The sequence below is a fragment of the Mycobacterium sp. NGS64 genome, assembly GCF_059812245.1.
On the sequence record NZ_JCALCI010000001.1, the window covers coordinates 1,314,633 to 1,337,719 of the forward strand.

Annotated in this window: 25 protein-coding genes; 14 read left to right on the forward strand and 11 right to left on the reverse strand. The window is 68.8% G+C overall.

Going from position 1 to position 23,087, the window contains the following annotated elements:
• Nucleotides 1-132: 132 nt before the first annotated feature.
• Both AC5Y4S_RS06630 and AC5Y4S_RS06635 read right to left on the reverse strand, forming a co-directional pair.
• Nucleotides 133-1,905, reverse strand: coding sequence for a protein kinase domain-containing protein (locus tag AC5Y4S_RS06630; RefSeq protein WP_500031217.1), 1,773 nt, complete (start codon nt 1,903-1,905; stop codon nt 133-135).
• A gap of 79 nt (nt 1,906-1,984) precedes the next feature.
• Nucleotides 1,985-2,878, reverse strand: coding sequence for a peptidylprolyl isomerase (locus tag AC5Y4S_RS06635; RefSeq protein ID WP_500031219.1), 894 nt, complete (start codon nt 2,876-2,878; stop codon nt 1,985-1,987).
• Nucleotides 2,879-2,985: 107 nt separating this feature from the next.
• Between AC5Y4S_RS06635 and AC5Y4S_RS06640 the strand changes: the two genes are divergently transcribed.
• From AC5Y4S_RS06640 to AC5Y4S_RS06655, 4 genes are read left to right on the forward strand one after another with little or no spacing between them, the layout of a single operon-like run.
• On the forward strand, nt 2,986-3,648 hold the full coding sequence (locus AC5Y4S_RS06640; RefSeq protein ID WP_500031221.1) for an MBL fold metallo-hydrolase: 663 nt from the start codon (nt 2,986-2,988) through the stop codon (nt 3,646-3,648).
• Complete coding sequence (hisS, locus tag AC5Y4S_RS06645; RefSeq protein ID WP_500031223.1) at nt 3,645-4,907, forward strand: histidine--tRNA ligase; 1,263 nt, start codon at nt 3,645-3,647, stop codon at nt 4,905-4,907. Before AC5Y4S_RS06640 ends, hisS begins: the two co-directional genes overlap by 4 nt.
• Nucleotides 4,908-4,955: 48 nt before the next feature.
• Nucleotides 4,956-5,264, forward strand: a complete 309-nt coding sequence (locus AC5Y4S_RS06650; RefSeq protein ID WP_500031225.1) for a hypothetical protein — start codon at nt 4,956-4,958, stop codon at nt 5,262-5,264.
• Between the two features lie 50 nt (nt 5,265-5,314).
• Nucleotides 5,315-5,794 carry a hypothetical protein gene (locus tag AC5Y4S_RS06655; RefSeq protein WP_500031227.1) on the forward strand — a complete coding sequence of 160 codons (480 nt, stop codon included), beginning with the start codon at nt 5,315-5,317 and terminating at the stop codon, nt 5,792-5,794.
• 302 nt (nt 5,795-6,096) lie between these two features.
• Here AC5Y4S_RS06655 and AC5Y4S_RS06660 read toward each other — a convergent pair whose 3' ends face one another.
• Nucleotides 6,097-6,303, reverse strand: coding sequence for a hypothetical protein (locus AC5Y4S_RS06660; RefSeq protein WP_500031229.1), 207 nt, complete (start codon nt 6,301-6,303; stop codon nt 6,097-6,099).
• A 484-nt stretch (nt 6,304-6,787) separates the two neighbouring features.
• On the opposite strand from AC5Y4S_RS06660, the gene AC5Y4S_RS06665 reads away from it, so the two are divergent.
• The 3 genes from AC5Y4S_RS06665 (at nt 6,788) to AC5Y4S_RS06675 (ending at nt 8,460) form a co-directional block, all read left to right on the forward strand.
• Nucleotides 6,788-7,219: a DUF732 domain-containing protein gene (locus tag AC5Y4S_RS06665; RefSeq protein WP_500031231.1), complete on the forward strand. Its 432-nt coding sequence runs from the start codon at nt 6,788-6,790 to the stop codon at nt 7,217-7,219.
• 272 nt (nt 7,220-7,491) lie between these two features.
• On the forward strand, nt 7,492-7,821 hold the full coding sequence (locus AC5Y4S_RS06670; protein WP_500031233.1) for an Mtp family mycobacterial-type pilin: 330 nt from the start codon (nt 7,492-7,494) through the stop codon (nt 7,819-7,821).
• 411 nt (nt 7,822-8,232) lie between these two features.
• Entirely contained in the window at nt 8,233-8,460 is a 228-nt protein-coding gene (locus tag AC5Y4S_RS06675; RefSeq protein WP_068189288.1) for a hypothetical protein, read from the forward strand.
• Here the strand turns inward: AC5Y4S_RS06675 and AC5Y4S_RS06680 are convergent.
• A complete protein-coding gene (locus tag AC5Y4S_RS06680; protein WP_500031236.1) occupies nt 8,457-9,335 on the reverse strand; it encodes a haloalkane dehalogenase in 879 nt (292 codons plus the stop codon). The two genes, AC5Y4S_RS06675 and AC5Y4S_RS06680, sit on opposite strands and share 4 nt — an antisense overlap.
• A gap of 51 nt (nt 9,336-9,386) precedes the next feature.
• Between AC5Y4S_RS06680 and AC5Y4S_RS06685 the strand changes: the two genes are divergently transcribed.
• The gene (locus tag AC5Y4S_RS06685) at nt 9,387-10,406 is read left to right on the forward strand and encodes an Rv2578c family radical SAM protein (RefSeq protein ID WP_500031238.1); all 1,020 of its coding nucleotides are present in this window, start codon (nt 9,387-9,389) and stop codon (nt 10,404-10,406) included.
• 1 nt (nt 10,407) lies between these two features.
• Here the strand turns inward: AC5Y4S_RS06685 and AC5Y4S_RS06690 are convergent, their stop codons facing one another.
• Nucleotides 10,408-11,973, reverse strand: a complete 1,566-nt coding sequence (locus AC5Y4S_RS06690; RefSeq protein ID WP_500031241.1) for a purple acid phosphatase family protein — start codon at nt 11,971-11,973, stop codon at nt 10,408-10,410.
• Nucleotides 11,974-12,021: 48 nt separating this feature from the next.
• Between AC5Y4S_RS06690 and AC5Y4S_RS06695 the strand changes: the two genes are divergently transcribed.
• On the forward strand, nt 12,022-12,441 hold the full coding sequence (locus AC5Y4S_RS06695) for an Rv2576c family protein (RefSeq protein WP_068128971.1): 420 nt from the start codon (nt 12,022-12,024) through the stop codon (nt 12,439-12,441).
• 14 nt (nt 12,442-12,455) lie between these two features.
• Here AC5Y4S_RS06695 and AC5Y4S_RS06700 read toward each other — a convergent pair whose 3' ends face one another.
• From AC5Y4S_RS06700 to AC5Y4S_RS06720, 5 genes are read right to left on the reverse strand one after another with little or no spacing between them, the layout of a single operon-like run.
• A complete protein-coding gene (locus tag AC5Y4S_RS06700; RefSeq protein ID WP_500031245.1) occupies nt 12,456-14,069 on the reverse strand; it encodes an MFS transporter in 1,614 nt (537 codons plus the stop codon).
• A 6-nt stretch (nt 14,070-14,075) separates the two neighbouring features.
• The gene (ypfJ, locus tag AC5Y4S_RS06705; RefSeq protein WP_500031247.1) at nt 14,076-14,954 is read right to left on the reverse strand and encodes a KPN_02809 family neutral zinc metallopeptidase; all 879 of its coding nucleotides are present in this window, start codon (nt 14,952-14,954) and stop codon (nt 14,076-14,078) included.
• Between the two features lie 9 nt (nt 14,955-14,963).
• Complete coding sequence (locus tag AC5Y4S_RS06710) at nt 14,964-15,467, reverse strand: SRPBCC family protein (protein WP_068189266.1); 504 nt, start codon at nt 15,465-15,467, stop codon at nt 14,964-14,966.
• A gap of 9 nt (nt 15,468-15,476) precedes the next feature.
• Nucleotides 15,477-16,364 (reverse strand): oxidoreductase, encoded by an 888-nt coding sequence (locus AC5Y4S_RS06715; RefSeq protein WP_500032185.1) that lies wholly within the window; start codon nt 16,362-16,364, stop codon nt 15,477-15,479.
• Nucleotides 16,365-16,377: 13 nt separating this feature from the next.
• A complete protein-coding gene (locus AC5Y4S_RS06720) occupies nt 16,378-17,355 on the reverse strand; it encodes an alpha/beta hydrolase (protein ID WP_500031250.1) in 978 nt (325 codons plus the stop codon).
• 49 nt (nt 17,356-17,404) lie between these two features.
• Here AC5Y4S_RS06720 and aspS point away from each other — a divergent pair, with 49 nt between their 5' ends.
• The 3 genes from aspS to AC5Y4S_RS06735 are packed head-to-tail and all read left to right on the forward strand — an operon-like array spanning nt 17,405 to nt 20,650.
• Nucleotides 17,405-19,180: an aspartate--tRNA ligase gene (gene aspS / locus AC5Y4S_RS06725; RefSeq protein ID WP_500031252.1), complete on the forward strand. Its 1,776-nt coding sequence runs from the start codon at nt 17,405-17,407 to the stop codon at nt 19,178-19,180.
• Nucleotides 19,177-19,608, forward strand: coding sequence for a nitroreductase family deazaflavin-dependent oxidoreductase (locus AC5Y4S_RS06730; protein ID WP_500031254.1), 432 nt, complete (start codon nt 19,177-19,179; stop codon nt 19,606-19,608). The genes aspS and AC5Y4S_RS06730 overlap by 4 nt, the downstream gene beginning before the upstream one ends.
• Before the next feature lie 10 nt (nt 19,609-19,618).
• Nucleotides 19,619-20,650 (forward strand): FUSC family protein, encoded by a 1,032-nt coding sequence (locus tag AC5Y4S_RS06735; protein ID WP_500031256.1) that lies wholly within the window; start codon nt 19,619-19,621, stop codon nt 20,648-20,650.
• On the opposite strand, the gene AC5Y4S_RS06740 is transcribed toward AC5Y4S_RS06735, so the two are convergent.
• A complete protein-coding gene (locus tag AC5Y4S_RS06740) occupies nt 20,645-21,034 on the reverse strand; it encodes an MmcQ/YjbR family DNA-binding protein (RefSeq protein ID WP_500031258.1) in 390 nt (129 codons plus the stop codon). The genes AC5Y4S_RS06735 and AC5Y4S_RS06740 overlap by 6 nt on opposite strands.
• 21 nt (nt 21,035-21,055) lie before the next feature.
• Between AC5Y4S_RS06740 and AC5Y4S_RS06745 the strand changes: the two genes are divergently transcribed.
• Nucleotides 21,056-22,039, forward strand: a complete 984-nt coding sequence (locus tag AC5Y4S_RS06745; RefSeq protein ID WP_500031261.1) for a transglutaminase family protein — start codon at nt 21,056-21,058, stop codon at nt 22,037-22,039.
• Nucleotides 22,032-23,087, forward strand: coding sequence for a zinc-binding metallopeptidase family protein (locus AC5Y4S_RS06750; RefSeq protein ID WP_500031265.1), 1,056 nt, complete (start codon nt 22,032-22,034; stop codon nt 23,085-23,087). The genes AC5Y4S_RS06745 and AC5Y4S_RS06750 overlap by 8 nt, the downstream gene beginning before the upstream one ends.

The following is a 23,087-nucleotide window of genomic DNA, read 5'->3' on the forward strand; positions in this document are numbered from 1 at the left end:
TGTCTCCGGTCTCCTCCGAGCGGCCGGTCAGCGGCCACGACAAGCGCACGCGCAAAGCCTAAGAGCGCCGGAAGAGTGAATGGGGCGACTTTGCCGAATATGGGACTGCTGGAGAGCCAGTCGTGGGGCCGTCTAGCCCACCTGCACCGAGGTGATGGTGACGGTGCTCGTGGGCATACCCCTGGTGCGGTTGCCGGCCACACCGACCTTGGCGATCTTGTCGAGGGTCGCCAGGCCCGCCTGGTCGACCGAGCCGAACACCGTGGACGTCGGCTCTATCTCGGCGTCCCGGAACACCACGAAGAACTGGCTTCCGTTGGTGTTGGGCCCGTTGGTGGCCATCGCCATGGTCCCGCGCGGATAGATCACCGTCGCCTTGAGCGCCGGGTCGTCGGCCTTGTATTGGTCGGTGGGGTACTCGTCGGCGAATTCGTAACCGGGGCCGCCGCCGCCGTCGGGATCGGGCCCGCCGAACAGCAGCGTCCCGCCTTCCGGCTCGTCGATCATCCGCCCGCAGATGGTGTTGTCGTAGTAGCCCTGCTTCGCCAGGCTGGTGAAACTGTTCACCGCGCAAGGGGATTCGTTGTTGGCGAGCTGCACGCCGATATCGCCGAAGTTGGTCGAGATGACGGCGTGGATGGAGGCCGGCTCGGTCGACACTCGGCCCGACGGGGGCAGCGTGGCGACCTTGCTGGCCGGATCGGGCGACGGCGGGTACTGGCAGTTCGCGCCGAGGTCGGGCGGCGGCGCAAACGCCGGCAGCGGCGGCACGCCCGCGGGGGTCGCGGAGGCGGGTCCGGGCGCCGACCCGGGCCGGGCGGGCACCCTGGCGCGGCTCGGGGTGGGGGACGCCGCGTTGTTCGTCGAGCCGTGGCTCTGGGTCACCAGCGAGATGACCAGGGCCACCACGGCCGCCAGCGCGACGAGCGATCCGCCCACGATTCCCAGGGCCAGCCGCCTGTTGAAGGTCTTTGCCGGGATCGGCTGCGGCTGCGGCTGCGACGCCGGTGCCGCAGCGGACGGAGGCGCGACGAACGGTGCGGCGGGCGGCGCGTCGAGCGGTGCGGCGGGCGGCGCGTCGGTGGCGGTGAGCGCTGCCCGGGCCGCCTCGGCGAGCTCCATCGCCGACTGGTAGCGGGCGTTGACGTCCTTCGCCATGCCCCGCGCGATCACCGCGTCGAGGGCCGGCGGGACGCCGGGCGCGATGATCGACGCTCGCGGTGGCGGCGTGTTCACATGCGCGTTGAGCTGCTCCTCGAGGCTGTCGCCGGGGAAGGGCCGGCTTCCGGTGAGGCACTCGTAAAGCACACAGGCCAACGAGTACACGTCGGCACGGTGATCCGTTGTGCCCCTGAAGCGTTCGGGCGCCAGGTAGGCCACGGTGCCCATCGTGGCGCCGGTGCCCGTGAGCTCGGTGTCGGTCTGCGCGCGGGCGAGGCCGAAATCGATCAGGTAGACGAAATCTCGCGCCGCGGTCACCAGGATGTTTTTCGGCTTGATGTCGCGGTGGATCAAGCCCACCGAGTGGGCCGTATCCAGCGCCGCCGCAACCTGTTCGATCACCGCGACGGTCCGCTCGGGGCTGAGCCGCCCACCGCTTTGGACGATGTAGTCCGCCAGGTCGCGCCCCTCGATCAGTCGCATGTCGACATACAGCTGGCCGTCGATCTCGCCGTAGCCGTGGATGGGCACGATGTGCGGATCGTTGAGGCCGGCCGCGATGCGTGCCTCGCGACGAAACCTTTGCTGAAACTGATCGTCCTCGGCCAAATGCGGCGGGAGCACTTTGAGCGCCACCACCCGATCGGTGGCAGGGTCGTAGGCGCGGTACACGCGTCCCATGCCGCCCCGGCCCAGCAACCCCATTATCTGGTAACGGCCGAAAGACTCCGGATCCACGGTCACCCCACGAACCATAAACGGTGGATCAAGTGAGACTGGCAATTCTCACTAATCCGCCGCCGGTGTTGCGCGGGGCCAGGGCTTAGTCGAGCAGCAGCGACTTGATGGTGACTTCGCTGGCCGGGGCCCCGTCTTCGCCGCCGCCGGCGACGCCGGCCTTGGCGATCTTGTCCAGGACGGCCAGCCCGTCGGCCTGGATGGTGCCGAAGACGGTGTACTGCGGCGGCAGCTGAGAGTCCTTGTAGACCATGAAGAATTGGCTGCCGTTGGTGCCGGGTCCGGCGTTCGCCATGGCCAGGGTGCCGCGGGGATAGACGACCGGCTGCTGCGCCTTGGGGTCGTTGGGCGGGTACTGGTCGGTCGGGTACTCGTTGGCGAACTGGTAGCCGGGGCCGCCGGTGCCGTCACCCTTGGGGTCGCCGCACTGCAGGACGCCCAGCGTGTCCGAGGTGGTGAGCCGGTGGCATTTGGTGCCGTCGAAGTATTTCTGGCCGATGAGGCTGGCGAAACTGTTGACCGTGCAAGGCGATTCGTTGTTGGCCAGCATCAGCCCGATGTTGCCCTGACTGGTCGCCATGCTCGCGCTCACCTGCGCGGGGTCCGTCGGGACCTTGCCGGTCCGCGGCGGCTTGACCTGTTTGGCGGCCGCGTCCGACGACGCCGGGTATTGGCAGTTGGCGCCCAGGTTGGCCGACGGCTTGAACGGCGGCAACGGCGGAACCCCCGCCGGACCGGGCGTCGTGCTGTCGGGGGAGCTGCTGGCGGCGGTGGTGCTGGTCGGCGCCGCGCTGTTGCTCTTGTTCTCGTGCTTGGTGTTGACGACCGCGATCACCACCGCGACGATCACGGCCACCGCCGCGACCGAACCCCCGGCGATCACCACGATCCGGCGCCTTCTGGCCTGCTTCTGGCGCTTCTCGAGCTGCCGCTCGAGTTTGCGCTTGGCGTTCGCACGTCGCTGTTCGTTGGTCGGCACGGCCGGAATGCCTCCATGGTTGGTAAGTCGGGGCCCGAGATTGCCAGCCCAGGCTAATGTGGGCGCGGTGACCGGTGCCAATCGGGTCCCGTGGGAAACTGGGAACCGTGTTGATCACTGGATTCCCCGCCGGCATGTTGCAGTGCAACTGCTATGTGCTGGCTGAGCGGCCCGGAACCGACGCCGTCATCGTCGATCCCGGTCAGCGCGCGATGGGTGCGCTACGTCGAATCCTGGACGAGAACCGGCTGACCCCCGCCGCGGTGCTGCTGACCCACGGGCACATCGACCACATGTGGTCCGCGCAGAAGGTTTCCGACACCTTCGGCTGCCCCACCTACATCCATCCCGAGGACCGCTTCATGCTGACCGACCCGATCCACGGCTACGGCCCGCGGTTGGCGCAGCTGGTGACGGGTGCGTTCTTCCGGGAACCCAAGCAGGTGGTGGAGCTGGACCGCGACGGCGACAAGCTGGATCTGGGCAGCGTGACCGTCAACGTCGACCACACGCCCGGGCACACCCGCGGCTCGGTGGTCTTCCGGGTGGCCGGGGACAAAGAGGTGGTCTTCACCGGCGACACGCTCTTCGAGCGCTCGGTGGGCCGCACCGACCTGTTCGGCGGCAGCGGCCGCGACCTGTTGACCTCGATTATCGACAAGCTGCTGGTGCTGGACGACAAGACTGTCGTGCTGCCGGGCCACGGCCCGTCGACCACGATCGGCGCGGAGCGGCGTTTCAATCCGTTCCTCGAGGGCCTGAGCCGGTGACGGAGTTCTCTGCACCCAAGGGGGTGCCGGACTACCTCCCGCCCGATTCGGCGCAGTTCGTCGCGGTGCGCGACGGGTTGCTGGCCGCGGCCCGCCGGGCCGGCTACGGCGACATCGAACTGCCCATCTTCGAGGACACCGCCCTGTTTGCCCGCGGCGTCGGCGAATCCACCGACGTCGTGTCCAAGGAGATGTACACGTTCGCCGACCGCGGCGACCGCTCGGTGACGCTGCGGCCCGAGGGGACCGCCGGGGTGGTGCGCGCGGTGATCGAGCACGGCCTGGACCGCGGCGCGCTGCCGGTGAAGCTTTGCTATGCGGGCCCGTTCTTCCGTTACGAGCGTCCGCAGGCCGGCCGGTATCGCCAGCTGCAGCAGGTCGGCGTCGAGGCGATCGGCGTCGACGACCCGGCGCTGGACGCCGAGGTGATCGCCGTCGCCGACGGCGGCTTCCGCTCGCTGGGCCTGGACGGCTTCCGACTCGAGATCACCTCCCTCGGCGACGAGAGCTGCCGCCCGCAGTACCGGGAACTGTTGCAGGAGTACCTGTTTGGGCTAGACCTCGACGAAGAAACCCAGCGACGCGCGCGGCTGAATCCCTTGCGTGTCCTCGACGACAAGCGGCCCGAGGTGCGGGCCATGACGGCCGACGCGCCGGTGCTGCTCGACCACCTGTCGGACGGCGCCAAGCAACACTTCGACACGGTGCTGGCCCACCTCGACGCGCTCGGGGTGCCGTACGTGATCAACCCGCGGATGGTGCGCGGGCTGGATTACTACACGAAGACCACCTTCGAGTTCGTGCACGACGGTTTGGGCGCGCAGTCCGGGATCGGCGGCGGCGGCCGCTACGACGGCCTGATGAGCCAGCTCGGCGGACAAGACTTGTCGGGCATCGGCTTTGGGCTGGGGGTGGACCGGACCATGCTGGCGCTGCGCGCCGAGGGCAAGACGGTGGGGGAGACCACGCGCTGCGACGTGTTCGGGGTGCCGCTGTCCGAGCCGGCGAAGCTCTCGCTGGCGGTGCTCGCCGCGCAGCTGCGCAGCGCCGGTGTCCGCGTCGACCTGGCCTACGGCGACCGCGGGCTCAAGGGCGCGATGCGCGCGGCCGACCGCTCCGGCGCCCGCATCGCCCTGGTGCTCGGCGAGCGCGACATCGAGGCCGGGACCGTCGGGGTGAAGGACCTCGCGTCGGGCGATCAGGTGTCCGTCGCGACGGATTCCGTTGTCACCGAAGTGCTTTCGAGGTTGGCCCGGTAGCCGATCCGGCGCAAGAATTTCGCAAGCGGCCGGCGCTACGTTGCGGTCATGGATACCACCCTGAAGAAAGTGGTTGCCGGGGCGCTGCTTTCGGGCGGAGTCGCGGTGGCGGGTTTGGGGCTGACCGCGGGCACCGCCCATGCCGACAACTTCACCGTCCCGCACGACTGGTGCCCGGGGAAGCCGCTGCCGATGCCGGATGTCCGGTGGGACATGAACGTCTGCCACCACTGGTACTGGGTCCCCGTCGGGGGCATGGGCAACGTCGGCCAGTTCGTCTGGGAGGGCGACGCTCCCCGGCAGCCGCTCGGACCGCCGCCCTGTTACGGAGCGCCCATCTGCTTGCCAGGCTTGTAGGCGACAGGCAATCATCGGACGGCAACCGAATACCCAGAAGGATTTTCGCCATGCCCAAATTTGCTGTCCGCTCGATCGCGGCGCTCACCGCGACAGCAGCCGCCCTCGTTGCGCACGCCGCGGTCGCCAACGCCGATCCGGCGGACAACAACAACACCCCGATGCAGACGGCGCGCGGCGACTACGTCGGAAAGTGGCAGAGGCACGAAAGCATGATGACGATCGCGCCCGACGGCACCGGGACGATCCTGCTCGGGTCCAGCGCCCGCGACGGCGAGAAGTGGACGATGCGCTGGACACAGGGCGACGGCCTGGGTCTCACGATCAGGTTGGATCGTCGCATCGGTGCCTGGGGCGACGGGATGGACGGCACCCTCAACGAGCAGACCGCGTGGAAGGCCGAGCTCGTCGTTTCCCCAGACGGGGTCACCGTCCTGCACTTAGCCGACAACGACGCCGAACTCAGCGATGCGAACGCAGGTGACATCTGGTGCGGCAAGTATGGCCCCAGCCGCTTCTGCGGCGCGTGACGAGCGTCGCCAGACGCACGTTGATTTTCATCGTTGCTCCTTTAGGGCTCGATCAGCCCACCTGGTAGGAATCCCGCGACACCTGGAAGAAGTTGCCCGGACCTACCGCCACCCCAGCCGGGGACTGACAACCCCGCCGTGGTCACGGCCATAGACCCAGTGCGGGCTTAGCTGGCCCAAAAGCGAGCAGTTGCTGCCGGGATGGCAAGCCTGAAGGAGTTTTTGCGGCCTCGGCGGGTTTGGACTGCTAGCCACAGGGTGCGCGCCGACGTGAATGCTCACCGCCCCCGACCGGAAAGTAACTAGCGACCGTCGCGGTCGCCGTGCCAGCCACCCCAGCCGCCGTCGCGGTCGCCGTGCCAGCCCCAGCCGCCGTCGCGGTCGCCGTGCCAGCCCCAGCCGCCGTCGCGGTCGCCGTGCCAGCCACCGCCGCCGTCGCGGTCGCCGCCGCCACCGTGCCAGTCGGCCAGCTGCACATGCTGGGCCTCACCCGGAGCAGGCTGTGGCACGGGCGCGGCGTTGGCAACGCCGGCCAGTCCGAGAGCCGAAAGGCCAAGCGCACCAGCGATTGCACCCGTACCCACAATCTTCTTCAAGGTCATAGCGATCCCCTCCTGCATGTAAAACTCTCAACTGGACATTGGTTCTTCTCGTACAAGACGGACGCTAGATAGTTGATCTAAGAACCAGCTGTAGGCAAGCTCTAGGGCGTATGTGCGAACCTGCCGACGACACATAGGCATGGGCATCGACGACATCGAACGCGTATGACCCCTATGACCCCGCCGTGGTCGCTGCGATAGACCGCGTGCGGGCGGAGGCGGACGTCGGTTACCGCCTCATTAGCAACATTTGTCACTCATGTCCTCATGTCCAACCGACTTTGGATGGGTGCCAATCGATTTGTGCAATTTGCACACGCGTACCACTCCATGCGCATACGCTTCCATCACAAATCGGCGATCGTCACCACAGAACAAGGAAGTTGGGCGCATGCTCTTCCCTGCAATCGCAGCGGGCCCGGTGGCAGTTGGATTTGTTTGTGCAGCACTGTCGTTCGCGTCCCAGGCGGCCCTGTTGTTTCCGCCCTCAGCGCGTGTCGACGACCATGGTGATCCTTTTAGCGCGGCGCTCCGCGACAAGGTCATTCTGGTAGATCAGCGGACGACGCCACCACCACCGCCTCCACGGCAACCGGCAGGCGCTAACCAGTTCGTCGCGGCGCTCATCGACCACGGCGCGGAAGTCACAGACAGCCGCAATGCGGTCCACATCGCACACGGGGTGTGCGGCTTCCTGGGCAGTGGGTACACGCGGCGCGAGGTTGCTGGCGCGGTACGGCCGAAGATGCATTACACGCAGGCGCAGGCGGCGACATTCGTGGATCTTTCAATCGCCTACTACTGCCCTGAGTACTTGGCATAGGCACGGAATACTGGGCGCTTGCCGAGCCACGGCTAGTCCGCGCATGAGCAGTTGATCGGGGCGACCCGGTTCGCCTTCATGGGCGCCCCCGGTTCATTCCTCGTAGACGCGTCAAGTCGTCGTATGAACAAACGTTCCGCTTGGTGCCTGACTGTCACAGGCGAACGAGCGGCCCTTTACACCCCAAACTTGCAGGTCATCGTTCGGGATACACAAGGGCACGTCCGCGTGCTGGAGTTTCCAGCGCAGGTTCAGGGGGTACCGGAGTAGACATGAAAGCCGTTACACCGCTTACACGTTTTGTCGCATCCATATTCGCGATAGCCGTCGCACTGGGCCTGGCCGGAGTGGGCGCCGCAACCGAGGCGCAAGCTCAGCCCGGGCCCTTCCCGCAATGGTGCCCAGGAGAGTTCTGGGACCCGGGCTGGGGCGATAACTGGGATTGGGGCCACTGCCACGACTGGCGCGGTGGACCCGGAGGCTGGGATCGCGACCATGGACCTGGGTGGGACCACGACCACGACGGGCCTGGGTGGGACCACGACCACGGCGGGCCTGGGTGGGACCACGACCACGGCGGGCCTGGGGACCACGGGCGGTAAATCCCGCCGACCAACGTACTGACGCGGCGGCGGTCCTGGACTGAAGTCGCCGCGCTCTATGAATAACGCGGCATGGGTCGACGACGGCAGGCTCTGCCCAATCGTGGACGCGAACGGTCGGCCTCTATTGGGTCGTCTCGGTCGCCGAGGCCGACCTGGTCGTCGACTACTGCGCCGAGCGCACCGCGATGATGCCCAAACGACGGCGCACCCGCGCCCAAGCCAACCGCATCGCCACCGAACGCCGCCACAACCGCCGGCCCGCCTGGCCCGCAAACCGAAAGCCACGACTAGTTCGGACCCCACCCACCGACGACGACGAACCACCACCCTTCTGACCGGTGTTCAGGCACGCCCCGTCGCAGAATGCCGTAGCCTGGCGGTCCGGTGGATCAGGTGAGGAGGGCCTGAATGGTCTCGCTGCTCGTCGCGGGCGTCGGGCTTCTCCTCCTTGGGTTTGCGCCGGCCCGCCACACCGGCCTGATCTTCCTGCTGACGCTGCTGATCACCTTCGCGCTGACCGCGTTCGACATGAGCACCCACCAACCCACCAGCACCGACCTCGCCGGCTTCACGCTGGCGCTCATGCTGGGGGGCGCCGCCGTGTTCATCCGACACGAGCGAGGCATGAAGGACTAGCCGGACCGGAGCCGCCTGACGAACTCCGCCACCGCCACACCGATCTCGTCCGGGCTGTCTTCCTGGATGAAATGCACGCCGGGAACCGTGACCTCGCTGAGGCTGGCCCAGGTCCGGACGTAATCGCGGATGCGGCCGTTGAGGATGGCGCCGGGCTCGGCGTTGACGAATAGCTTTGGCACCCCGCCATTTTCGACGCCTTTTTCGAGCCAGCTCCGGTATTCGTCAACGACGGCGACGACCTCCGCCGGCTCGCCCTCGATCGGTATATTGCGTGGCCACGACAGGGTGGGTCGCCGGTCCTCGCCGGCGTTGAGGAACGGGCGCCGGTAGGCGTTCATCTCCTCGTCGGAAAGTTTGCGAAGAATGGCGCCGGGCAGCACGCCTTCGACAAAGACGTTCTGCTCCAACACCATCCGCTCGCCCTCCGGCGACCGGAACCCCTGGAAGACACCGCGCACGTTGGGATGCCAATCGGCCCATGTCATCGGGGTGACGATGGCCTCCATGAAGGCGATGCCCTGCACGCGGTCGCGGTGCCGGTTGGCCCAGTCGAAACCCAGCGCCGAGCCCCAGTCGTGCAGCACCAGCACCACACGGTCCCCGAGCTCGAGCGCGTCCCAGAGTCCGAACAAGAAGTCTCGCTGCTCGGCATAGTGGTAGCGGTCCGGACCGGACGGGCTCAGCTTCTCCGACGCGCCCATCCCGATCAGATCGCAAGCCACCAGCCGGCCCAGCCCCTCCAGATGCGGCATGACGTTGCGCCACAGATAGGACGACGTCGGGTTGCCGTGCTGAAAGACGATCGCGTCGCCCTCGCCCTCGTCGATGTAGGCCATTCGCTTGCCGGCGATCTCGCGGTATCGAAGCTCCATGGGGCCATCCTGTCACTTGACAACCGATCGAACAAAGGTTCGAATAGGGGCATGCGCTGGTCCAACCAGGCCGTCGCGGTCAACGGGAACCCCGTCGACGACGGGGCGCTCCCGGGGCTGACGAGGATCGGCCTCGTCCGCAGCGTCCGCGCCCCGCAATTCGAGGGCATCACCTTCCACGAGGTGCTGTGCAAGTCGGCGCTCAACAAGGTGCCCAACGCGTCGGCGCTGCCGTTCCGCTACACCGTCAACGGCTACCGCGGCTGCTCGCACGCCTGCCGCTACTGCTTCGCGCGCCCCACCCACGAATACCTCGACTTCGACTGCGGCGCCGACTTCGACACCCAGGTGGTGGTCAAGACCAACGTCGCCGAGGTCTTGAACCGCGAGCTGCGCCGGCCGTCGTGGCGGCGCGAGACGGTCGCGCTGGGCACCAACACCGATCCCTACCAGCGCGCCGAGGGGCGCTACGCGCTGATGCCGGGCATCATCGGCGCGCTCGCCGGATCCGGCACGCCGCTGTCGATCCTCACCAAGGGCACCCTGCTCAGGCGCGACCTGCCCCTGATAAGCGATGCGGCACAACAGGTTCCGTTGTCGGTGTCCGTGTCGCTGGCCGTCGCCGATCCCGAGCTGCACCGCGACGTCGAGCCCGGAACCCCCACGCCGCAGGCACGGCTGGGCCTCATCACCGCCATCCGGGACGCCGGCCTGGGCTGCCACGTCATGGTCGCGCCGGTGCTGCCGCACCTCACCGATTCCACCGAGCACCTCGATAGGCTGCTCGGCCAGATCGCCGCGGCCGGCGCCACCAGCGTCACGGTTTTCGGCCTGCACCTGCGCGGTTCGACGCGCGGCTGGTTCATGTCCTGGCTGGCCCGCTCGCACCCGGAGCTGGTCGGCCGCTACCGCGAGCTCTACCGCCGCGGCGCTTATCTGCCGCCGAGCTACCGCGACATGCTGCGCGAACGGGCCGCGCCGCTGATCGCCAAGTACAGCCTCGGCGGCGATCCCCGCCCGGTCCCGCCGACCGCCGCCACGCCCGCGCCGCTCCAGCCAACGCTGTTTTGAGCTAGGCGGGCCGGTCGCGGCGGGGCTTGGTGAGCGTGAACTGGTCCACCACGGAAACCGCGCCGAACGGCCCGCTCACCGAATAGTGCGTCGCCTTGATCGAGGTGTTGCCCCCGGGCTGGCCCGGATCGACGTCGAAACACGCGAAGCCGTAAGGGTTGTCGCGGTCGCGAAACGCCGACCACGGTGCGTCTTCCAACACGTAGATCGGGGCCTTGCGGCCGATCTCGGGGTCGAAAGCCCCGACGCCGGTAATCACGCGGCACCGAGGCTGGGGGAAGAACATCCCGTTGGACGGCGCGGACGTGCCCCCGCCGCCGATGACCAGGTGCACGGTGCCTCGGCTCGAGTCGATGACGTCGACGCCGGTGTCGACGGGTATCGGCGTGCGGGTGTCGGTGCCCAGCGCACCGCGCAACGGATGCGACCGCTCGTAGTGGTGTTCGTGTCCGCACACCACCAGATCGACCTGATACTGGTCGAACAGCGGCAGCCATTCCTCGCGGATGCCGAGGTCGGCGCCGTTGGTCCGGTCGGCGGTCGAGATCGCCGTCTGATGCATGCACACCACCACCCAGTCCACGTCGGGGTCGCGCCGCGCCGCGGCGAGTTCGCTTGCCAGCCAGCGCTTTTGCTCCCCGCCGGAATAGCCGTGCACGTAAAAGTTGCCGCCGTCCTGGAAGGCCACGTCGTCGTTGTTGAGGCTGATCACCCGCACCGACCCCGCGGTGAACGAGTACCACAGGCCGCGGGCTTCGGGGCTGGAACCCGAGTCCGGCAACTCGAAGTAGGTCTGGTAGGCGGCGTAACCGACTGGGCCGTTGCCCAGTTCGTTCTCGTGGTTGCCCGCGGCCGGCATCCACGGCCGGAACCGCGCCGAGCGGGTGTTGTTCTCGAACCAGTTCGACCACGTCCGGATGCGGTCCTGCGCCAGGTTCGCGTAGCACAGGTCGCCGTTGACGAGGTTGAACAGCGGACCGAGGCGCTCGACGGCCAGCGTGGTGTCCGCGGCCGCGGGCGACCCGATGTTGTCGGTGGCGTACTTGCCGTCGGGCAGCCGGGCCAAAGTCGGGGTGGACTGGTCCCCGAAGCTGGTGAAGCGCAGCGGTTTTCGCCCCGACGGGGCGGTCCGCACTGTGCCGCCGCCCGGCTCGGCGCCGTCGTGCACCGCCGCGTACACGTAGTCGGTGTCGGGGGTCAGGCCCGTCAGGCGCGCATGGTTGACGCGAACCTCGTTGCCGGACTTCGCGTCTCGGTAGGTCCGGGTTCGCGCGGCCACGGTGCGCCCGAACCCGGCGGCCGGGGTGCCCAGCATGACGCGGGGATTGCGGACGGCCTCGGTGGTGTGCCATGACACCACCACCTCGGTGGCCGCGTTCGCGCCGAATTGCAGATGCAGGCCGGTCACCGGGGGCGCGCCGCGGCGGTCCGGCTGAAACCAGACGGCCGGACCTCGCGCCTGCGACCACAGCAGCACCGCCCCGCCCCCGATGCCGGCCCCCAGGGCGGCCGAGACCGCGCTCGTGGTCAACAGCCTGCGGCGACTGATCCCCGGAACGTCGGTCATGCCTGCTTCATACCTGACGCAAGTAACAAATCCGGTAGCGTTTTCGATATGAGGAACGTGCGAAAAGTGATCAGCGCGGCCGCTCTCGCAGCGGCCGCAGGACTGGCTTTCACGCCCGCGATCTCACACGCGGACGGCCATCAGGTGACCTACACCGTGACGAGCCCCAACAACCTGACCGCCACGGTCAGCTACGTGAGTTCCGATCCGCCCAGCCAGGCGGCCTACAACGCGGATCCGTCGAAGTTCACGACGAGTGTGCAGGCGCCGCTGAGCGGGGGAGCGCCGGTCACCTACACCGCCACGCTGGCGAACCCGAACCAGTTTGCGACCATCACCGCCAGCGGCATGCTGCACTGGCCGGACTCGGGCAACGGCCCCGCCCAGTTCCACTGCGAAATCGCGGTGGACGGCCAGGTGGTCGCGCACGCGGACGCCACCACCACCGTCACCTGCCGGCCCGGCTAGCCGACCGGCGCCGCTCACTTGTGCACGCGCACGGCCAGGAAGTACTCGTGTCGTCGGGAGTCGTCGACGGTGTAGCTCACCGCCTTGGCCGCGCCGTCGTGGTCTGACTCCAGCCAGCGCTCGGTGTGCTGGCGCTCGAATTCGGTCCAGGACGGCACGGTGAACCGCTCGAGGACGAGGTCGGGTTCCTCCAGGCTTCGATAGAGCCGCCAGCTGTGGCCCCCCGTCCGCAGGCGTGACCGCCTGACCGCGGCCATTGCCTCGACGAATTCTTGGAGGTTCTCCGTCGGCACCCGGTAGCGGACGGTCACCAGGACGGGCCCGTCGTTGGGGCGCGGCTCGAGCATGAGCATGGGCGCCGCCCAGCAGTTGGAGATGTTGCGGCTCAGCTTCCCGGTGGCCGGCAGCAAGCCCAGGAAGGTGACGCTGAGGGCGGCGACGGCCAGCAGCGCCGCCGACCAGGTCAGCGCGACCTTGAGCCCGTCGCGCGTGGCGATCAGGCCCCAGAGGTAGGCGCCGATCGCCTGGCAGCCCGTGAAGACCAGCAGGTACATCGCCAGCCCGCGGGCCCGGACCCAGCGCGGCAGGTGCAGCTGGGCCGCCGCGTTCAACGTCGTCAACGTCAGCAGCCACGCCGTCCCCGACAGCACCAGGAAGGGGGCCGCCGCGGCGAACGACAGCCGGGCCACCGCGAGCGCCCCGATTCCGTACGCGGCGGCGCACGCCGCCAGCAACGCGTTGGGTGGCACCTTCTCGCGTAACGGGGCCGGGACCAGCAGGGCAAGCGCCGCGCCACAACCGATGGCCCCCAACGTCAGGCCGTAACCGCTGGCGCCCAGGTGCCAGCCGCGCGCAGCGGCCACCGGCAGCAGGGCCAGCAGGGCCGACGCGGGAAACACGAAAAGCGCTGTGCGCAACAAGATCCTGCGGAAAATCGGGCTGTTGACGACATAGAGCCATCCGGTCACCATGGCCTGGCCGAGCTGTTCTCGTTCGAGCGGCGCGAGTTGCTTGGGCCGTTGCCACCCGGCCAAGGCGAAGATGATCCCGGTGAACGACACGGCGTTGATCGCGAACACCGCTGCCGGACCGGCGATTGCGACTACGACACCGCCGATCGCCGGCCCGATGACCCGGCCGACGCTCGCCGAGACGCTCGACAAACTCGCGGCTGACGGGATCTGCTCGCGCGGAACGACTTCGGGCTGAATCGCCTGCCAGGCCGGCGCGGTCAAGGCGGACGCGAGGCCGATCGCCATCGTGAACAGCAGCAGCGCGGCCGGGGTGAGCTTACCGAGGTAGGTCAGCACCGCCAGAGCCAGCGCCACCACCACCGCATACGACTGCAGCACGACCAGCAGGCGCCGCCGGTCGAACAGGTCCGCCAGCACCCCGGCGAACATCCCCAACAGCAGCGTCGGCCCGAGGCTGGCCGTCTGGACGAGCGCCACCACGGTGGCGCTGCTGTGGTCCTCGATCAAAAACCATTGCGCCGCCACGCTTTGCATCCACGTCCCGATGTTGGACACGAACTGCGCGACGAACAGGTTGCGGAAGATGCGGTTGCGCAACGGCGCGAACGGCGACGACTCTCCGTCGTCGACACGCTCCCCATGCAAGACCGCCATCAGCGCTTAACCCAGATTGGTCGCGGCGAAGGTGTTGCACTGGTTGGGGTCACCGGTCTGGTAGCCGATGGTGAACCACTTCTGCCGTTCCGCCGACGACCCGTGCGTCCACGACTCGGGGTTGACGCGTCCGGTGGCCTGCTTTTGGATGCGGTCGTCGCCCACCGACGCCGCAGCCGAGAGCGCGTCCTGAATATCCTTGTCGCTCAACGGCTCCAGGTACGGCACGCCGGTGCTCTCCTGCTTGACCGTCGACGCGTAGTGGGCCCAGATGCCGGCGTAGCAGTCGGCCTGCAGCTCGGTGCGCACCCCGTTGCCGCCGGCGCCCTGCGCGCCCTGCTGGGAGCGGCCCAGCACACCCTGCAGCTGCTGCACGTGGTGGCCGTATTCGTGTGCGACGACGTACTCCTGCGCGAACGGCCCACCGCTGGAACCGAATTTGTCGACCAGTTCCTGGAAGAAGTCGGTGTCGAAGTACGCCGTCTGGTCCACCGGGCAGTAGAACGGCCCGACCGCGGTGGTGGCCGGGCCGCATCCGGTGTCCACGGACCCGGTGAACAGGCGCACGTGCGGGCGGGTGTAGTTGCGCATCAGCTGATGCCAAACCGCGTCCACGGAGTTGCCGGTGGCGACCACGCGGCACTGCACGTACTTGTTGGCGTCGGCGCCGGTCTTGCACTGGCTCAGGTCGAAACCGGGCGCCGAATAGCCGCCGGTGTTGGTCTGCTGCTGGGGCATGATGCGGCCCGGGTCGATGCCGAAAAACAGCGCCCCGAGCAGGATCAGCAGGCCGAGCCCGCCGCCGCCGACGGCCATCCCCATCCCGCCCCCGCCGGACGACGACGCGGTGCTGGTGTCGATCTGCATGCCCTCGTTGAAGGTCATCGTACGCTCCTAAGGTTGCCGGGTAACGGGGAACCGGGCGTCGGTGTAGCTGCGCAGGTTGCGCAGGAACCGGCGGAGCCCCAGGTTGAGCAGCGGTCCGACCAACGGCATGGCCAACCGCGACGGGCCGGCCGGTTTTTGCGCCATGGTCCACGTCAGCCGGCAGCCACCGGGGATGACCTCGACCCGGTAGTCCTCGGCGAACGCCGCGACGGCCTTCGACGAGCATTCGTTGAAGCGGAATGCCATGTGCGTGAAGGGCTCCCACGCCAGAAACTCCTCGTTGCCGACGATCCCGCCGCGCATCTCGACGACGCGGGTGGTGCCGACGCCGCGGGGCTCGGGACTGGTCCAGGTCACCTTGGTGATCACCGGCGCCCAGCGCGGCCAGGACTCGGCGTCGCCGAGCACTTCGAACAGCTGCTCGGGCGTGACGGCGAGGTCGACGCTGTTGCGGAACCGAAACGGCGCGGTTTCTACGAAGCCCAGGTCGACACGCTCGCAAGGGAACATGGCTTGAATCTAGCCCGGCCCGTCGCTCGCCGCTGCCAGCAGCGGCACCAGGATGTCGCTGATCGGTGTCGCCAGGTTGTGGCCGCGGGCCTTGCGGATGATCACGCCGTTGCGGATGTCCCACTCGAGGCGCCGGTGGTTCTCCCGGTCGAACAGCATCGAGGTGCCCATGTCCTTGGGGCCCTTGCGGAATAGGTCGACCAGCTCGTCGACCACGTCGTCGCGCAGCCGGGCGCCCTCGGCGCGCGCGACGGCCAGGCATTCGGCCACGTAGCGGCACGACAGCGCGGCCACGTCGTCGCGGTGGAACATCCCGGATCGCCGCCCGGTCAGCACCATCAACCCGGCCAGCGCGTTGACCAGCAGCTTGCGCCAGGCCGCGGTGATGAAGTCGGGGTCGCAGTCGACCTGGGCGCCGGCGCCGCGCAGCAGCTCGGCCACCGTCTCCGCCGAGGGGCCCGACGGCAGCACCAGCCGCGGGTCGGTGCGCAACCGGACCCATCCCTCGGGCTGGGTCTCGGCGCCGTACCAGACGATCCCCGGCACCACCGGCGACGACGGGCAGTGCGGCTGCACCTGTTCGACCTGCTCGACACCGTTCTGCAGGACCAAGACGATCGTGTGTTCGTCGCACAGCCGGCCAAGCCAGCCGGCGGCCTCGTCGTTCTGGGTGGCCTTGACCGCCAGGATCACCACGTCGACGGGGCCGTCGACCGTGTCGGGATCGGTGCACACCGGGCCGGGCACCACGATCGGTTCGCCGCCGTCGGGCCGCAGCTCGATGGCGTCCCGGGGCGTGCGGCCGCACACCAGGACGGAATGCCCGGCCTTGTACAGCAGGGCGGCGACCGTCGTGCCGACGGCGCCGGGACCGACGAGTGCGATGTGGGTGGCGATAGCTCCGAAATTACTAGAGCGCGAGCGCGTGGCGCAGCACCGCTACGGTTTCGGCCTGCTCGCGCTTCGAGATCGCCGCGTCTTGGATCAGCATCGAGCCGTGGAAAGTGCCGGGGAACAAGTGCAATTCGACGCTCACGCCCGCGGCGAGCATGCCCAGGGCGTAGGCGACGCCCTCGTCGCGCAGCGGGTCGAAGTGCATGACCGATACGTATGCGGGCGGCAGGCCGGCCAGGTCGGTCGCGCGAGCGGGCGCGGCATAGATCGACACGTCGTCGCCCCCCGCCCGGCCGGGTCCCAGGTAGCAGTCCCAGCTGACGATCGCCCGGGGGCGACTCCAAAAAGGCGTGTCGGTGAACGCGATCATGCTGGCGGTGGCCAGCCGGTCGTCGAGTTCGGGCACGGAAAGGAACTGGAAGGCGATGTGCGGGCCGCCGCGGTCGCGTGCCAACAGCGCCAGCGCGGCGCCCAGCCCGCCCCCGGCGCTGGTGCCCTGAATGGCGATGCGCTGCGGGTCGACGCCCAATTCGTCGGCGTGCGCCGCCGTCCAGACCAGCCCGGCGTAGACGTCTTCCAGCCCGCCGGGGAACGGGGTTTCCGGGGCGAGCCGGTAGTCGACCGACACCACGACCACACCAAGTTCGCGCGCCAGGGTGACGTTGGAGGCGTGTTCGGTGTCCAGATCGCCGGCGATGAACCCGCCCCCGTGCACGTGGTAGATCGCGGCCGGAGCGCTGCGCCGGTCGGGCCGGTAGATGCGGATCGGCACCGCGGGATCGCCGTCGCGGCCCGGGATTTGGCGGTCCTCGATCTGGACGCCGGTGGTGTCGGGCGGCGGGAACCGGGCGATCATCTCCGACAGCGCCGCCCGGATGGCCAGCGGATCGTCGCCCGGGAGATCGGGCAGGAGTGGAACGACGGCGGCGATTTCCGGGTCGAACGCATAAGTGGTCATGTGCACTCCTGATCCGTCCGCGGCGACGTCGCTCATGCACTCTAGACTGGGCACTCGTTCAAATCGGGCAAAAGGGGAGTAATTCGTGCTGCGCAGCCATGCCGCCGGTGCGCTGAGGAGTAGCGACGCGGGCCAGCAGGTGACATTGGCCGGCTGGGTGGCCCGGCGCCGCGATCACGGCGGCGTCATCTTCATCGACCTGCGGGACGCGTCGGGTGTCGCGCAGGTGGTGTTCCGCGCCCCAGACGTGCTGGCCCAGGCGCACCACTTGCGCGCCGAGTTCTGTGTCGCGGTGACCGGGGTCGTCGAGATCCGCCCGGAGGGCAACGCCAACCCGGAGATCGCGACGGGCGAGGTCGAGGTGAACGCTAGCTCGCTGACCGTGCTGGGCGAGAGCGCGCCGCTGCCGTTCCAGCTCGACGAGCCCGCCGGCGAGGAGCTGCGGCTGAAGTACCGCTATCTCGACCTGCGGCGCGACGGCCCGGCCGCGGCGATGCGGCTGCGCTCCAAGGTCAATGCGGCCGCGCGCGACGTGCTGGCGCGGCACGACTTCGTCGAGATCGAGACCCCCACGATCACCCGGTCGACGCCGGAGGGGGCGCGCGACTTTCTGGTGCCGGCGCGCCTGCACCCGGGCTCGTTCTACGCGCTGCCGCAGAGCCCGCAGCTGTTCAAGCAGCTGCTGATGGTGGCCGGCATGGAGCGCTACTACCAGATCGCCCGCTGCTACCGCGACGAGGATTTCCGCGCCGACCGCCAGCCCGAGTTCACCCAGCTCGACATGGAGATGAGCTTCGTCGACGCCGAGGACATCATCGCGGTCTCCGAGGAGATCCTGGCGGCGCTGTGGGCGTTGATCGGCTACCAGGTCCCCACGCCGATCCCGCGGATCAGCTACGCCGACGCCATGCGGCGGTTCGGCTCGGACAAGCCCGACATGCGGTTCGGGCTGGAGCTCGTCGAGTGCGCGGAGTTCTTCTCCGACACCACATTTCGCGTCTTCCAGGCGCCCTACGTCGGCGCGGTCGTGATGCCCGGCGGGGCCTCCCAGCCGCGGCGCACCCTGGACGGCTGGCAGGAGTGGGCCAAGCAGCGCGGGCACCGCGGGCTGGCCTACGTGCTCGTCGGCGACGACGGGGAGCTCGGCGGCCCGGTGGCCAAGAACCTGTCCGACGCCGAACGCGCCGGCCTGGCCGGCCACGTCGGGGCCAAGCCGGGGGACTGCATCTTCTTCTCGGCCGGCCCGGCGAAGTCGTCGCGGGCGCTGCTGGGCGCGGCCCGCGGCGAGATCGCCAAGCGGCTGGGCCTCATCGACCCCGACGCGTGGGCGTTCGTGTGGGTGGTCGACCCGCCGCTGTTCGAGCCCGCCGAGGACGCCACCGCCGCCGGGGACGTGGCGGTCGGCTCGGGGGCGTGGACCGCGGTGCACCACGCATTCACCTCGCCCAAGCCCGAATACGAGGACGTGGTCGATACGGACCCGGGCAGCGTGCTGGCCGACGCGTACGACATCGTCTGCAACGGCAACGAGATCGGCGGCGGCTCGATCCGTATCCACCGCCGCGACATCCAGGAGCGGGTGTTCGCCGTGATGGGCCTGGACAAGGCCGAGGCCGAGGAGAAGTTCGGATTCCTGTTGGAGGCGTTCATGTTTGGCGCGCCGCCGCACGGCGGCATCGCGTTCGGCTGGGACCGGATCAACGCGCTGCTGTCCGGGGTCGACTCGATCCGCGAGGTGATCGCGTTCCCCAAGACCGGCGGCGGCGTCGACCCGCTGACCGATGCGCCGGCGCCCATCACGGCGCAGCAGCGCAAGGAGTCCGGAATAGACGTCAAGCCGGAGAAGGTTGACCGGGCATGAGCGAAATGCCTGACACCGCGACCATCAACGCGTTCAACACCAGCATCATCGACGAATTCCGGGCCAACGAGGGCAAGGTCGGCGGCCAGTTCGAGGGCGCCAACCTGCTGTTGCTGACGACGACCGGCGCCAAGTCCGGCCAGCCCCGGGTATCGCCGTTGGCCTACTTCCGCATCGACGGCAAGCTGATCATCATCGGGTCGTTCGCCGGCGCGCCCAAGGACCCCGCCTGGGTGCACAACCTGCGGGCCAACCCGGCGGCGCACGTCGAGATCGGCACTGACGGGTTCGACGTCACCGCCCGCGAGCTGCCCAAGGCCGAGCGCGACGCGCTGTTCGAAAAGGTCGCGGCCGCGGCGCCCGGCTTCGCCGACTACCAGTCCAAGACCAGCAGGGTCATTCCGCTGTTCGAGTTGCAGCCGGCCTAGCTCGGGAGCCATGAAGCGAGCGGCGCGCGCGGGCCTCAAGCGGTTGCGTGCGCTGTGGTTCAACCTCGTGCAGACGGCGGTCGCCGCGGGCTTCTCCTGGTACATCGCGCACGACCTGCTGGGTCACCCGCAGCCGTTCTTCGCGCCGATCGCCGCCGCGGTATCCCTGTCGATCAGCAACGTGCTACGGGCGCAGCGCGCCATCCAGATGATGGTCGGCGTGACCCTCGGGATCGGCGTGGGCATCGCGGTGCAGGGGCTGCTCGGGCCGGGCGCCGTCGCCATCGGGGTCGCCGCATTCCTCGCGCTGTCCGCGGCGGTGTTCATCGGCCACGGCCGCATCGGGCAGGGAATGATGTTCGCCAACCAGACCGCGGTGTCGGCGATCCTGGTGCTGGCGCTGTACCACAGCGGAGTGGGTTGGGAGCGCATCTTCGACTCGCTGATCGGTGGTTGCGTGGCCATCGTGGTCGCGGTCCTGCTGTTCCCGGCCGACCCCTTGGAGGTGCTGCGCAGCGCGCGCGTCGGCGTGTTCAGCACGCTGCAGGGCGTCCTGACCCGAGCCGCGGACTTCGCCGCCGGGCGGAGGGAGGCCCCGCCCGACTGGCCGCTGTCGGCCGTCGACCGGGTGCACGCGCAACTCGGCGGACTGATCGAGGCGCGCACCACCGCCCGTCAGGTGGTGCGCGTCGCGCCGCGGCGCTGGGGCCTGCGCGATGCCGTGCGGGCGGCCGATCACCAGGCCGTGCACGTGGCCCTGCTCGCCGGCTCGGTGCTGGAACTCGCCCGCGCCGTCGCCCCGGGAGCTGATGGGTGCCGCGCAGCGCCCCCGGAGCCGGTGCACCGCGTGCTGGTGGTGTTGGCGGCCGCGACCGCGCTGGCCGACTCCGACCCGGCCGGGGCGTGCGCGTACACCGCGGCCGCGCGCCATCACGCGTCGCAGCTGCACTCGGGTGCCCGGGAGAGAGCCGAGGTGGTGCTCGCCGACGCCGTCCAGGCCTGCGTCGACGACCTGCAGCGGGTCATCGACCTGCGCTCATAGCGAGTCGGCCAGGAACTCCTGCACCAGCTTCTTCGGCGCCTGCGTCAGCCACGCCTCGGTGATCACCTCGGCCAGGTCGCGCGGCGCGATCTCGTCCAGCCGCAGCAGCACCGCCGGGTAGCCGTCGAAGTGCGGGGTGGTGAAGTAGACCCTGGGTTCGTCGGCGATCAACGCGAACTTCACGCCCTCGTCGGAAACCCGGACACCGAGGATGTCGCCCTCCGGGGGTTCTACGCCGCTGTTGGCCAGCGCCTCGCGATCCGACGGGCGCAGTGGCCGCTCCCATGCCAGCAACTTCTTGCCGACCCGCCACTCGTGCGGTGACGGCTCGGAGGTGAGTGCCAGTTCACCAACGATGCGGGCGACGTCGTTCCACGTGGCCACGTCTTCGATTGTGCTCCCGAAATGGTGCGCTTGGCTCGCGATCGGCAAACGGGGTGTGATGGGATCAGCGTTGTGTCAGAAGCCTTGGAGGGAAATCAGGCCCGCCGGCACCGGGTCACCCACCGCACCCAGTACCGCTACTCCGACGTGGTGACCAGCTCTTATGGCCGCGCCTTCCTCACGCCGCGGGACTCCGCGCGACAGCGGTGCGTGGCGCACCGGCTGACCATCGACCCGGTTCCCGCCGACAGCTCCACCAGCAGTGATAGCTACGGCAACATCAGTTCCTACTTCCACGTCACCGAGCCGCACCAGTCCCTGACGATCACCGGCGACTCCATCGTCGACGTGTATCCGCCGCCCCCGGAGCGCTACACCAGCGGGCCGGCGGTGCAACCGTGGGAGGCCGCCCGGCCGGCCGGGCGCCGGGGAGCGCTCGCCACCGAGTTCACCCTGGACCTGAACCCGCCGGAGATCACCGACGCGGTCCGCGAGTACGCCGCCCCCAGCTTCGAGCAGGGGCGCCCGCTGGTCGAGGTGATGCGCGACCTGGCGTCGCGGATCTTCACCGACTTCACCTACCGCTCGGGGTCGACAACGATTTCCACCGGGGTCAACGAGGTTCTGCAGGCCCGCGAAGGGGTATGTCAGGACTTTGCGAGGCTGGCGATCGCCTGCCTGCGAGCCAATGGTCTGGCGGCCAGCTACGTGTCCGGTTATCTGGCCACCGACCCGCCACCGGGGAAGGATCGGATGATCGGCATCGACGCGACCCACGCCTGGGCGGGGGTATGGACCCCGCAGGAGCCCGGCCGGTTCGAGTGGCTGGGCCTGGATCCCACCAACGACCAGCTGGTGGACGAGCGCTACATCATCGTGGGTCGCGGGCGCGACTACGCCGACGTGCCGCCGCTGCGCGGCATCATCTACACCAACTCCGAGCACAGCGTGATCGACGTCGCCGTCGACGTCGTGCCGTTTGGAGGTGACGCGTTCAATGCGTGATTTTCACTGCCCCAACTGCGGCCAGCGCCTGGCGTTCGAGAACTCCGAATGCCTGTCGTGCGGCAGCGCGCTCGGGTTCTCCCTCGAGCAGATGGCCCTGCTGGTGATCGCAAAGGGCGACGACAGCGAGCACGCCGGCGCCGTCGATGCCGACGACTACCAGCTGTGCGCGAATCTCCATCTCGCGCAGTGCAATTGGCTGGTTCCACGCAACGACGCCGGCGGGTTGTGCACGTCGTGCGCGCTCACGCTGGAGCGGCCCAATGACGCCGACACCGAGGGGCTGGCCGCCTTCGCCCGCGCCGAGGCGGCCAAGCGGCGGCTGATCGCCGAGCTGCACGAGCTCAAGCTGCCGATCATCGGACGCGACCGCGACCCCGACTACGGGCTGGGCTTTCGCCTGCTGTCGAGCGCGCAGGAGAAGGTGTTCACCGGCCACGAAAACGGCGTCATCACACTGGATCTGGCCGAGGGCGACGACGTGCATCGCGAGCAGCTGCGCGTCGAGATGGACGAGCCGTACCGGACTTTGCTCGGGCACTTCCGCCACGAGGTCGGGCACTACTACTTCTACCGGCTGATCTCCCCGTCGCAAGACAACCTGGCGCGGTTCAACGAGCTGTTCGGCGATCCCGACGCGGATTACCAGGAGGCGCTGGACCGGCACTACCGCGACGGCGCGCCGGAGGGCTGGCAGGAGAGCTTCGTCTCGTCGTACGCGACCATGCACCCCGCCGAGGACTGGGCCGAGACGTTCGCCCACTACCTGCACATCCGGGACACGTTGGACACGTCGGCATGGTGCGGGCTGGCGCCCGCATCGGCCACCTTCGACCGGCCGAACCTGGGGCCCAGCGCCTTTCCCAACATCATCGAGATGTGGCTGCCGCTGTCGTGGTCGCTGAACATGGTGAACCGCTCGATGGGCCACGACGACCTGTACCCGTTCGTGTTGCCGGTCGCCGTGTTGGACAAGATGCAGTTCATCCACGACGCGATCGACGAGGTGAGTTCGGAGTCGCGGGGGCCCGCGGCGGTGGCGGGCTAG

Excerpts from the sequence above, each read along its gene's own strand:
- AC5Y4S_RS06700 (WP_500031245.1), bottom strand. The coding sequence starts at position 14,069 with ATGGCGGTCTTGCATGGGGAGCGTGTCGACGACGGAGAGTCGTCGCCG.
- AC5Y4S_RS06685 (WP_500031238.1), top strand. The coding sequence starts at position 9,387 with ATGCGCTGGTCCAACCAGGCCGTCGCGGTCAACGGGAACCCCGTCGAC.
- AC5Y4S_RS06710 (WP_068189266.1), bottom strand. The coding sequence starts at position 15,467 with ATGTTCCCTTGCGAGCGTGTCGACCTGGGCTTCGTAGAAACCGCGCCG.
- ypfJ (WP_500031247.1), bottom strand. The coding sequence starts at position 14,954 with ATGACCTTCAACGAGGGCATGCAGATCGACACCAGCACCGCGTCGTCG.
- AC5Y4S_RS06650 (WP_500031225.1), top strand. The coding sequence starts at position 4,956 with ATGGATACCACCCTGAAGAAAGTGGTTGCCGGGGCGCTGCTTTCGGGC.
- AC5Y4S_RS06695 (WP_068128971.1), top strand. The coding sequence starts at position 12,022 with ATGAGGAACGTGCGAAAAGTGATCAGCGCGGCCGCTCTCGCAGCGGCC.
- AC5Y4S_RS06730 (WP_500031254.1), top strand. The coding sequence starts at position 19,177 with ATGAGCGAAATGCCTGACACCGCGACCATCAACGCGTTCAACACCAGC.
- AC5Y4S_RS06670 (WP_500031233.1), top strand. The coding sequence starts at position 7,492 with ATGAAAGCCGTTACACCGCTTACACGTTTTGTCGCATCCATATTCGCG.
- AC5Y4S_RS06680 (WP_500031236.1), bottom strand. The coding sequence starts at position 9,335 with ATGGAGCTTCGATACCGCGAGATCGCCGGCAAGCGAATGGCCTACATC.
- AC5Y4S_RS06665 (WP_500031231.1), top strand. The coding sequence starts at position 6,788 with ATGCTCTTCCCTGCAATCGCAGCGGGCCCGGTGGCAGTTGGATTTGTT.
- AC5Y4S_RS06720 (WP_500031250.1), bottom strand. The coding sequence starts at position 17,355 with ATGAGCGACGTCGCCGCGGACGGATCAGGAGTGCACATGACCACTTAT.
- AC5Y4S_RS06750 (WP_500031265.1), top strand. The coding sequence starts at position 22,032 with ATGCGTGATTTTCACTGCCCCAACTGCGGCCAGCGCCTGGCGTTCGAG.
- AC5Y4S_RS06735 (WP_500031256.1), top strand. The coding sequence starts at position 19,619 with ATGAAGCGAGCGGCGCGCGCGGGCCTCAAGCGGTTGCGTGCGCTGTGG.
- AC5Y4S_RS06690 (WP_500031241.1), bottom strand. The coding sequence starts at position 11,973 with ATGACCGACGTTCCGGGGATCAGTCGCCGCAGGCTGTTGACCACGAGC.
- AC5Y4S_RS06745 (WP_500031261.1), top strand. The coding sequence starts at position 21,056 with ATGGTGCGCTTGGCTCGCGATCGGCAAACGGGGTGTGATGGGATCAGC.
- AC5Y4S_RS06675 (WP_068189288.1), top strand. The coding sequence starts at position 8,233 with ATGGTCTCGCTGCTCGTCGCGGGCGTCGGGCTTCTCCTCCTTGGGTTT.
- AC5Y4S_RS06655 (WP_500031227.1), top strand. The coding sequence starts at position 5,315 with ATGCCCAAATTTGCTGTCCGCTCGATCGCGGCGCTCACCGCGACAGCA.